Source organism: Stenomitos rutilans (assembly GCF_059505485.1).
Map to the genome: position 1 here is coordinate 1 of NZ_JCACKR010000006.1, position 9,268 is coordinate 9,268.

A 9,268-nucleotide genomic window follows, 5' to 3' on the forward strand; every position below is an offset into this window, starting at 1 on the left:
AAAAGTAGCGGTCTCCCTACTTTACTCGACCCACCATTCTTTGACGCACTACCGAGCATTTCTATTGATTGGCGATTGCAGCAAACTAAAAAGTTCATGATCTACATAGGCATAATCAACATTTTTCATCAATAGATTGACTGTATTGAGCCTACTTCCAGATCTCAATACCTCTTCATGTCCTGGCTTGGGACAAAGATACCAAAACGGTTCATCTGCGCGGCTCAAAAAGAAAAAAGGTTGAGCCAGATCAGCTTGATAGTTGGGAGAACTCAGTTGGCTACGGTATTTCACAAACACAGACATGAGTGTGGTCGTCAAATAAATGCGGTTTTCACTAATGTATCTCTGCCCTATTAATTCAATAATTGATAATAAAAGAATCGGCTGGTACGGAGTTTTTCCTCTAGCCGTATTAACCCGAAGATTTCTAAACTTACTGATGTAATAGTTGAGGTCTTTTTGCATCTAGCCTGTACTCTTCATCCAGCTCATTGCAGTGATCGGGTGAATGATAATGAGAGGTCGATTGTAACAGTTGGTTATACTGCTCAAGCTTATGATTAAACCACTTATGGACTAAGATAGTCGTCAAACTCGCTCTTGTCATTGGCTCTCGAAGCAATTCAAATAACACATCATCCATTTGTGCATATTTAACAGCCTGCTGCACCTCTGAAAAAGTTTTTAGCTTGATTTTAGAGTTGATGACTTTTCTAAAACCACGATTGGGGATGAGATGCCAAAACTTGTCACCACTTAGATGAAAAAAAGGTCGAGAAATATCTGGGTTGTGTGTCTCCGAGCCTAGATAATTCCAAATATTGAGGAAGGTCAAAAGCATTTCCTCTGTCAGAAAGATCTGATTATGATGAATTGAGCCTACTCTGATTAATTCAATAACAGACAAGAGTAAAATTGGTTTGTGAGGCGCGATACCGTGAGCGCGATCGACTCTTAATCGTGCAAATTTAATTGAGTAATATTGAATTTGTTCCAGTTGATCAAAATCAACCATAAGTCATTCAAAAAATACATTTAAATCCGTTTCATCCTCTTTTTCGTCGAGCCTAGCTTTTATTAGTACCAACAAGATTTGTCTTGTATAGTCTTCCGATCCTGATAGCTCATCGCGCAAAATTCTAAAGCCTGCATTGGCGTATTCCTCAAATGTTCTTAGTCGCTGGTTTTCATACTCTTCACTAGAGGAGAGAACTTTTGGATCTTTAATGCTCACTAGAGCCAATAGATTAATGATCGATTCGTACCCTCTCGTAAAAAATTGATCCTGTGGAATTGGATCAGGATCTTTCATAGAAATTTTCTCTAGAGGTTCACGTCTTTTGCGTTTTGAGCCGATGACAGCAGCGAAGGTGACAATATCAGCATACGTTTGGAAAGGGGCGCTGGGCGTTTCTGAGTTCTTCAACGATCGAATAAACTCTGCTTTATCTCTAGCAACCCTGACTCGACCTTTCATACTGATTCAATTTGATAATGCTTGTTAAGCTAAATTTTCAACGTTACTAATAATCACACATCAACATAGATCTGAGAACAACTCAGTTGAACCATCCCCTGCTCTCAGAGCTTTGACCAGTTTGGCTTTATCTTTTGCAACTTTGATGCGGAGGTCTGCCATTGAGGGAGGGGGAGGGGGAGAGTAAAGAGTGGGGAAGTGAAGGGTGAAGAGGTAGAGCGGTGAAGGGGTGAAGAGTGAAGAGTGGGCTTATCTACTTGCGTCTATTGTTGCCAAGATTTCTTCAATTCTAACTTTAAGTTCTGGTAAATCCTGCTCAACAATGATCCAGACTCGTTCTAGATTAACCTTCATGTAGGCATGAATGAGAATATCTCTTAAACCAGCCATCTGTTGCCAACGAACGTCAGGGTTAGATTGACGCAATTCCACAGAGAGTTGTTTTGTTGCCTCGCCGATGATTTCTAAATTTCGGATTACAGCATCTTGCATCATGGGTGACTCTAGAAAAGCATCTCGCCCATCCACCGTATACGACTCAATCTTTTGCATACAGCTCAAAATATCGATCAGATAAAGGCTTTCATCTCTCACAAAAGCACAGCCTCCTGCAAAACCCGATCGCGGATGCGATCGTGCAGCGTTTCCGGCTCCGCAACATCTACTTTGCGTCCTAGTAACCCTTCCAAATCCTGCCTTAACGCAATCTGGTCAAGTAAACTTCTACCTGGCTCAATCTCCATCAAAAAATCCACATCACTATCAAGATGCTCTTCTCCACGCGCAACAGAACCAAAGACGCGAATATTAGAAGCGCCATACTTTGCCGCGATCGCAAAAATTTCTGCGCGTTTGTCTCTTAAAAGATTCCTTAGCTCCATGACCTCTCCACAATTAAACCCTTTGAGGGGAAAGATAGTTTTTGATGTCACGCTCACGCTTGCTTCGCTCAGAGGCTTCACTAGCTCTGCTTTATCCAAGCATACACAACCTGCCGCGTGGATGCGATCGCTTCTAGAAAGTAGGGATTGTGAATTGTTTGCACCTCCACCAGATCAACTGCCCTTCCAAAAAGCTCCTCCAAGCCTCGACGAAGTGTAAAAAAATGAGTCGCAGCGCCATTAGGAGTCTGATCAGCAAACTCAACCAAAAAATCCAAATCACTGGTCGTGGGATCAAAGCGATCGGTACTTGCCGAACCAAACAGTTCTAGACGGGCAACCTGATTGTGTTCGCATAGTTGTGTTAATTGTCGTGTTTCTAGCTTATCCAGAATGAGTTGCGCGATCGGCATAGGTGAAGACGTAAAGGGGTGAATATTGTTTTAGAGTTTCTATCAGTTTATGCAGGTAGGGCGATCGCCCTCAAGACTCAGGCATAATGATCGGAATGGTTTGATTCTTATTTCTACGATAAATTCTAAAATCGCTGTCAAGGGTTAATACCATGCTTTGAGGATTCTGTTCTGCCATCTTCACTATGCAGGCATCTGCTAATGACATTGGTACAGCTTGATAACGCATCAGTAAATTGCCCACACTTACAGCTTCATCAGAAAGCACAAAAAGCTTCATCAGAAAGCACAAAAGAGATTTTCAGTCGGTCGCTCTGCACCAATGCCATAACGGTCTCTTGTCCCCGGTGAATCTTGCCTAACAGGAAGCAAGCTTCAGCGAGGACAGCTTCATATGTTAACAGTGGTGGGGCGATTGTAGACAATTCTCTCTTTGCCCATTCGTGAAACATATCTCGGTGGTCAAGGAAAGCAACTAGCGGTCCCGTATCTAGCAAGACTTGCCGCCTCATGATTCTCCAAAGCCTTCCATATACTTCGGATTTGTAGAAAGATCGCCTGGTCCTTCTAGACAACCGACAAATTCACTTGCCGCTTCTAGAAACGAAACTGATTGATGGTCAGAGACCGGAGATAGGTTGCTTGAAAATTTAGCTTGCAAAAATTCAACAAAATCAAGCACTTCTTGCTGCTTCTCTGGTGGCAGAGTATCTAACTTTTCGGCGATTAGTTGTGCGATCGTCATAGGTAGAGGGATGAGAGATAGAGGAGCAAAGGAGCTGTAATTCTAAGCATTCCCAAGAGGGGCGATCGCGTAGCGTCTCAGTGAGAATCGGGCTACTTATCTTGCGTCAAGCGATCGATCAGCTCCTCGCGCGACAACTGAAGCAACAGCGGCGTAAATTCAGCAGCTGGCATCTCTAGCAGCGCTGCCACTACGTTAGCTAATGCTTCATCCAGGCTACCGAATCGAGCTTTGAGCAGGTTTTCGATCAGCTCTTGCCGCCCTTCCTGTCGTCCTTCTTGTCGTCCTTCCTGTCGTCCTTCCTGTCGTCCTTCCTGCAACGCTTCCTGGTAGACTCTGGTTTGCTTCAAGTCGCCTAGTCCTAGCATGGTCTCAATCTCCTCCCGGCTCAACGTCGTGAACTTATACACCATAATAGTTTCAACTAACTCAATGATCGCTTGGCTAGAGATCCCTGCAACATTCTCTTGACGCGATCGCTGAAGCAATTGTCTCGCTTGCTCTGGTGCTGTCTCCTCTGCTTCAACAACTAGCTTGACGATGCCAACGCTTAAAGGCAGGCTAGTAATTTTTCCCAACTCATTCAAATACACTCGCCTGACTTTGGGGCTATCCACTAACAATTGATGCAACCTTGCCTGATCTGGCTCGACGCTGCGATCGGGATAAATGAGAATGCCCTGCCAGTCATAGGTTGCTGGGTTTTGTGCCAGGTAGAGAAAGATTTCTGCAAAGAAGCGGTGATAAAGCTTCTGGTCTTTCTGGAACTGGACTTCGCTGAAATAAACGGGGCGATCGGTTGCGCCGACTGTGGGCAACAACACGCCATCAAGCCGAAACGAGGTTTGCTTGATCTCTACGGAACGGAATTCGTAATCGCTGGCTTGACTCCCAGGCTGACCAATGAGTTCAAAGAAAATACTGGGTGAAAGCTGAAACAAGCGGTAAAGGAGGCTACCGGTTTTCACCGTCTGTCTACCTCTAAAACTTCTGTCCACTCAAACTCATTGGGGCTTTGGCGCACCAACGGGTAGGTTTCGCCATTGAGTTCGATCGTGTCCGGCGAGTTATCTGGTTTCGCTGAGTTGAAGACGAGCACATATTCTTTGCCGATGTAGGGTGTCATTTCTGCTTCGACCTCGCCACGCCACTGGGTTTTAGTTGCCAGCACCACAAGCTGATCGGCAAGAGTGGGGATGAGTTTGGCAATCTGACGGCGATAGTTTTCATCCAGGGTGCCAAAGGGCGAATCCATCACGATCGGAAAACTGCTGTTGGCTAACCCAATCAACGAATGCTTCTTACTCCAATAGCGCACGCGATCAATCACGCTGCCAATAAAAGAGAGGCTGAGGATCTGGTTCTCGCCCGTCGAAGGAGCGACAACGCTTTCTCCATCCAGCAGCGTTTCCACCAAAACCAATTCATAGTTTTCGGTCAGCTTCGGTACCTGCGTCTTAAACGAGACTTGCCGAAAAATCTCGCGTACCTTCATCTCCAGCACGGCCCGAAACTTTTGGTCAACCCGCCGCCGCACTTCTTCCAGTCGCGCGATCGCATCCTCAGTAGCCGCTATTTGACGCTTGATCTGTGCCTGCTGCTTACTTTTTGCTTTGAGTTCTTTAATCTGCTTATTCAGGGCGGCAACATCTACGTCACACGCTTCGATGTCTCGTAGGGTATTTTCATCTTCTCGATGAAGATCAATGATTTTCGCTTCAATCTCTTCCAGTCGCTTTTCTAACCCACTGACGTTCACATCCTCACTGCCCTTCAAATCGCTCCGGATTTGCTCAAGCTGATTTTCTAACGTCGAGAGGAGGTGCCGCAGGTTCTCAATACTGGCTTGCTCTTGCTCGACCTCTGCCCAAAATTCGGGGATTTGCCGCTCAATGCTGTTGACTTCACCACCCATCTGGATGACCGCTTCTTCTACCTGCTGAATACCAGAGCGATCGAGCCAGGATTCGACTTGTTGGCGAGCTTTAGTGCCCTGCTTCAGCGCGGTGCCGCAAATGCATTCCCCATCTTCTAGCAAATCTTCCACAAATTGCTGTTTAATCCCTGCTGGAAGTTCCCCCCGTTGGCGCAGTTCATCCGATAACGTGCGAAATTGTGCGATCGCGTCTCCCAAAAACACCATATAGCCTCGTGCCGAGATGGTGCGTCGTAGCTTTTCTTCACTTCTCTCTAGCTGTGCTTGCGTTTCCTCTGCCGACTGAATTAAAGTATCCCGTCGCTCCTGAATCTGCCCGACCTTATCGTAGTCGCGCAGCAACGTCGTCACTTTTTGCTTCTGCTCCTCAAAGGCCTTAAGCTCAGCCGCAATTTCTGCTCGTCCCGCTTCTAGTTCTGCCTTTTCGGTCAATCGATCGTCCTTTTCTTTAACCAGTCGCTTCGTCTCCGGATCGCCAATCTCTGCCAGTTCCTTATCCAGCGATCGGCGTGCTTCTTTTAAGTGGTTGATGGCTCTGTCTAGCACCTCCACACTCAGCAACGTCTTGATCGCTTTGGCAATTTCCAGCTTATTTTCAGACTTTGCCATGCGATCGATCCGTTCCCCATCAAAGAAGAAGTAGCGATGCAAACTATCGGGCAATACCTGTCCAATTTTGTCTTCTGGTCGCTCAGGAGACTTGACCAATTTGCCATTAATTTGGAGTGCCAGTTCGCCCCCTTGTTCTAAGGAAACGTCCTGTGCATTGCTCTTTTCGGTGTAGCACGATCGGCGTGCACGATAGCGGCTACCGTTATGCTCAAACAACACCTCAACCCAACAATCAATCCGGCTATTCGGAGCCGCTTGGACGATCGCCCGGTTGTTAATGTGTTGCTCTGGTGAAGCAAATGCGCCTGTGTGCTGCCCATACAAGACCCATGTAAACGCATTGAGCAGGGTCGTTTTGCCTGCACCATTGTTGCCGTGGATCACCGTAATGGTCTGCCCTGACTGATTGGCTAGTTCAAGCTCTACCTCACCCCAAAACTGACGAAAATTAAACAGCTTGATTGAGAGTAGCCTCATTGCACTGCATCCTTGATGATCTTCAGAATGTCTGCCTTAATCCTGGGTCGATCAGAGTGTAAGTTCTCTTTCTCCAACAGAATCACAGCTCGAATGATCGTTTCAACTTCGGGAGTCGCGGTGGTAATGGGTTCTTCGATATCATTATTGTCCGAAGTCATCAGCATCAAAGCTCCAACAACTGATACTTTTCTTGCAACGGTAGCAGTATCTTTCTAGCCTGCCCACTATTAACGGCTAAATCCGCAAATTCAACAAACCGCTGTAGCTCTTTCCGCAGCAAATTTCGCTCTATGCTCAGAGATTCTCGCTCCAAATCAGGTGGTATAACAATCATGTCAAACAATGCTGCTCTCTCCTTACCTGGGCTTGGGCGGAGAATGCGCCCCCGTCGCTGCACAAACTGCCGAGGGTTGCTGCTGCTTGCCAAAATTACGGCGGTTTGAATGGCTGGAATATCTACTCCTTCATCTAAGCAGCGAATGGCAACCAACCCTTGTACCGTGCCATGTGTGAACTGGTAGCGGAGTTCCTCCCGTTCGTCCAGGCTAGTTTCAGCAGTATACGTTTTAATCCGATAGCCTAACTCGTCTTGTAACAGAGCCGTCACCGCTTCGAGTTGGCGAATGCTCTCTTCAGTCACCTCGTCTTCTACCGAGCCGTCACCACAGTAAAACAAAGTATGGCTTGTTTGCAGTCGATCAGACATGATTTGGCGCAGAGCTTCTAGCTTGTTGGTCGCTGCCCCCACAAGCCGTGCCCGTTGCATCAGCAAGGCTGTTAGCATCTCGTTGTCATCCGTATTGCCTCCAATCCCAATTGCCCGACCAATACGACTGGTGAGTTCCTCGTACCGTTCAATCTCAGGCTCCGTTAGCTCTACGAGAACCGGATAGTAAAGGTAGGGCACCAACGCTTTGGCGGCGATCGCGTCCTTCAACGTAAACTCTGGCTCTAATACCGCACCAAAGTACGCGAACAAGCGCTCCGTACCTCGCTCATCAAAGTAGCGTTCAGGTGTTGCGGACAGAGCCAAGCGCATCTTGATATCTTGAGGCAGGCTAGACTCTAAGCGAGCTGCACCCAGGTTATGTGCCTCATCGCCAATGATCAACGATCGCTTTGGGAAAAATTGCAGCTGGGACTGAAAGCTGTCTCGAATGAGCGTTGCGTTGGTGGTAATCACTGTGACAAAACGCTGATTCCCCGAAAGTATCGCCAGCAGTTGCGACTGTAGTTCGCCCTGCCAATCTTTCACTGTTTCAAACGCCAAGATGGGCTGCAAGCCAAACCTACGAGCTTCTTCTGCCCACTGCGTCACCAAATGACGATACGGGCAGACAATCAGCAGCCCTTGAAGCGGCTTCTTTTGCTGCACGCTTTTACGGTATAACTCAGCCGCGATCGCCAACGCCGTAATCGTCTTCCCGCTCCCTGTCGCCATCTTGAGGGTGCCTCGCCCCTTGTTGGCAAACCAGTTGGCGATCGCCTGCTCTTGGTAAGGACGGAGGCTCAACCAAGCTGGAGTGATTGGGTAGCAAGCGGTGGCATCAAAAGGTTTTGAGGCAGAAAGTGCATAGTCACCCTGTGATTCTCGGCTGCTCCTTTCTGACTTTTCTCTTGCCGGAACTTGCATCGGGCAAAGCTGAAGCAGCGATCGACGCGCCGCTTCAGGAAACGCTAGCACTTCCAGGGTCGGAGTCTGGTTCTCCCACAAGCGGTGGAAGTCATCCAGCTTCTCAGCAATCCGCTCATCATCTCCTGATCGCCAAGAGCGAAAGACATCTACACACTCAAAATTGTCGATGAAGCCACTGGCACTCTCATTTACTGACCCCGTAAAGACGACCACGTTAGCAGCCACGTCTTTGAAAATGCCCAGCTTCTCATGGTAAAGTCCACGCTGATAGGGGTCTTGATGCACTGCCAACTTGATTTCCAGTAGTCCCTTACTTAATAGCCATGCCAGATAGCCCAGTCGATCGTGAGCCAGTTGGTCTAGTTGCTCCAGTTCATGCAGCAGTACGGCTGTGATCACGTCTTCTCGCTGTTTGAGTCCCTGAGCGATCGCGTCGGCATCGGCTTGCGATAAATGAGGCGAAGCAATCAGACGCATCCTGCCACCGACTCGAATCAGCGCTGTGATGCCTTTAGCTGCGGCAGCTAGCGAGCTGCTGGAAAAGAAACCGACTGCGCGATCGTAGGTCAGAGATCGCTCCAGACAAAGGATGTAGAAATCCTCTAACAATTGATGGCGATCGCTGCGGTACTGATGGCGAAGATCGAGATCTCTCAGACTCAAGGAGGCTACCCCTAATAGTGCTGTCTCTAGTCTGCCCCACTCCACAGCAAGCGGAGACGCTGGCTGAAACCACCCCGATCGCTGTGCTTCCATCTCTGTTCTGCTAACACTGCCTCACGGTCAATGCTGTAAGCCACCATCAGCGCGTCCAACACTTCATAAAGATCCGCTAACTCTGTGACTAGCTCTTCAGAAGTGGCAGTAGCAGCTTCTTGCGCTTCTTCCACCAGCTTTGCTCGGAGTGCTTGGTGAAAGACTTCCTCATCCATTGTCTCTACCGCACATGCATGCCCTGCCGCCTGAATGATTTCGGGAATGCGATCGCGCACTATCTTCTTAAAAACTGTTTTCACCAGAACCTCTGGAGCTGGTTGCCTGACAGAAGTAGGTGAAACCCAATAAACACGAGGAAATTGGTGAAG

The 9,268-nt window shown here is 47.8% G+C and carries 13 protein-coding genes; all 13 read right to left on the minus strand.

The window, feature by feature from the left end; all coding sequences use genetic code 11:
• Positions 1 to 48 precede the first annotated feature (48 nt).
• Positions 49 to 468: a hypothetical protein gene (locus tag AC5JLP_RS00205; protein ID WP_496065871.1), complete on the minus strand. Its 420-nt coding sequence runs from the start codon at positions 466 to 468 to the stop codon at positions 49 to 51.
• Positions 437 to 1,018, minus strand: a complete 582-nt coding sequence (locus tag AC5JLP_RS00210; protein WP_496065872.1) for a phosphorothioated DNA-binding restriction endonuclease family protein — start codon at positions 1,016 to 1,018, stop codon at positions 437 to 439. The genes AC5JLP_RS00205 and AC5JLP_RS00210 overlap by 32 nt, the downstream gene beginning before the upstream one ends.
• Positions 1,019 to 1,021: 3 nt before the next feature.
• A complete protein-coding gene (locus AC5JLP_RS00215; protein ID WP_496065873.1) occupies positions 1,022 to 1,480 on the minus strand; it encodes a DNA phosphorothioation-associated protein 4 in 459 nt (152 codons plus the stop codon).
• A gap of 249 nt (positions 1,481 to 1,729) precedes the next feature.
• On the minus strand, positions 1,730 to 2,032 hold the full coding sequence (locus tag AC5JLP_RS00220; protein WP_496065874.1) for a HepT-like ribonuclease domain-containing protein: 303 nt from the start codon (positions 2,030 to 2,032) through the stop codon (positions 1,730 to 1,732).
• Between the two features lie 38 nt (positions 2,033 to 2,070).
• Positions 2,071 to 2,412: a nucleotidyltransferase family protein gene (locus AC5JLP_RS00225; protein ID WP_496065875.1), complete on the minus strand. Its 342-nt coding sequence runs from the start codon at positions 2,410 to 2,412 to the stop codon at positions 2,071 to 2,073.
• Between the two features lie 29 nt (positions 2,413 to 2,441).
• Entirely contained in the window at positions 2,442 to 2,774 is a 333-nt protein-coding gene (locus AC5JLP_RS00230; RefSeq protein WP_496065876.1) for a nucleotidyltransferase family protein, read from the minus strand.
• A gap of 70 nt (positions 2,775 to 2,844) precedes the next feature.
• Complete coding sequence (locus AC5JLP_RS00235) at positions 2,845 to 3,054, minus strand: hypothetical protein (RefSeq protein WP_496065877.1); 210 nt, start codon at positions 3,052 to 3,054, stop codon at positions 2,845 to 2,847.
• Positions 3,055 to 3,282: 228 nt separating this feature from the next.
• Positions 3,283 to 3,519: a DUF2281 domain-containing protein gene (locus AC5JLP_RS00240; protein ID WP_496065878.1), complete on the minus strand. Its 237-nt coding sequence runs from the start codon at positions 3,517 to 3,519 to the stop codon at positions 3,283 to 3,285.
• Between the two features lie 92 nt (positions 3,520 to 3,611).
• Positions 3,612 to 4,487, minus strand: coding sequence for an Rpn family recombination-promoting nuclease/putative transposase (locus AC5JLP_RS00245; protein WP_496065879.1), 876 nt, complete (start codon positions 4,485 to 4,487; stop codon positions 3,612 to 3,614).
• The gene (locus AC5JLP_RS00250; protein ID WP_496065880.1) at positions 4,484 to 6,544 is read right to left on the minus strand and encodes an AAA family ATPase; all 2,061 of its coding nucleotides are present in this window, start codon (positions 6,542 to 6,544) and stop codon (positions 4,484 to 4,486) included. Before AC5JLP_RS00250 ends, AC5JLP_RS00245 begins: the two co-directional genes overlap by 4 nt.
• Positions 6,541 to 6,705 carry a hypothetical protein gene (locus AC5JLP_RS00255; protein ID WP_496065881.1) on the minus strand — a complete coding sequence of 55 codons (165 nt, stop codon included), beginning with the start codon at positions 6,703 to 6,705 and terminating at the stop codon, positions 6,541 to 6,543. The genes AC5JLP_RS00250 and AC5JLP_RS00255 overlap by 4 nt, the downstream gene beginning before the upstream one ends.
• A gap of 5 nt (positions 6,706 to 6,710) precedes the next feature.
• Complete coding sequence (locus AC5JLP_RS00260) at positions 6,711 to 8,939, minus strand: DNA phosphorothioation system restriction enzyme (protein WP_496065882.1); 2,229 nt, start codon at positions 8,937 to 8,939, stop codon at positions 6,711 to 6,713.
• A partial coding sequence (locus AC5JLP_RS00265; protein ID WP_496065883.1) for a pyrophosphohydrolase domain-containing protein occupies positions 8,873 to 9,268 on the minus strand: 396 nt, incomplete at its 5' end. The genes AC5JLP_RS00265 and AC5JLP_RS00260, both read right to left, overlap by 67 nt.

Bases quoted from the DNA above. Each gene is read 5' to 3' on its own strand.
- AC5JLP_RS00205 (WP_496065871.1), bottom strand. From the start codon at position 468: ATGCAAAAAGACCTCAACTATTACATCAGTAAGTTTAGAAATCTTCGG.
- AC5JLP_RS00210 (WP_496065872.1), bottom strand. From the start codon at position 1,018: ATGGTTGATTTTGATCAACTGGAACAAATTCAATATTACTCAATTAAA.
- AC5JLP_RS00215 (WP_496065873.1), bottom strand. From the start codon at position 1,480: ATGAAAGGTCGAGTCAGGGTTGCTAGAGATAAAGCAGAGTTTATTCGA.
- AC5JLP_RS00220 (WP_496065874.1), bottom strand. From the start codon at position 2,032: ATGCAAAAGATTGAGTCGTATACGGTGGATGGGCGAGATGCTTTTCTA.
- AC5JLP_RS00230 (WP_496065876.1), bottom strand. From the start codon at position 2,774: ATGCCGATCGCGCAACTCATTCTGGATAAGCTAGAAACACGACAATTA.
- AC5JLP_RS00235 (WP_496065877.1), bottom strand. From the start codon at position 3,054: ATGAAGCTTTTTGTGCTTTCTGATGAAGCTGTAAGTGTGGGCAATTTA.
- AC5JLP_RS00240 (WP_496065878.1), bottom strand. From the start codon at position 3,519: ATGACGATCGCACAACTAATCGCCGAAAAGTTAGATACTCTGCCACCA.
- AC5JLP_RS00250 (WP_496065880.1), bottom strand. From the start codon at position 6,544: ATGAGGCTACTCTCAATCAAGCTGTTTAATTTTCGTCAGTTTTGGGGT.
- AC5JLP_RS00255 (WP_496065881.1), bottom strand. From the start codon at position 6,705: ATGACTTCGGACAATAATGATATCGAAGAACCCATTACCACCGCGACT.
- AC5JLP_RS00260 (WP_496065882.1), bottom strand. From the start codon at position 8,939: ATGGAAGCACAGCGATCGGGGTGGTTTCAGCCAGCGTCTCCGCTTGCT.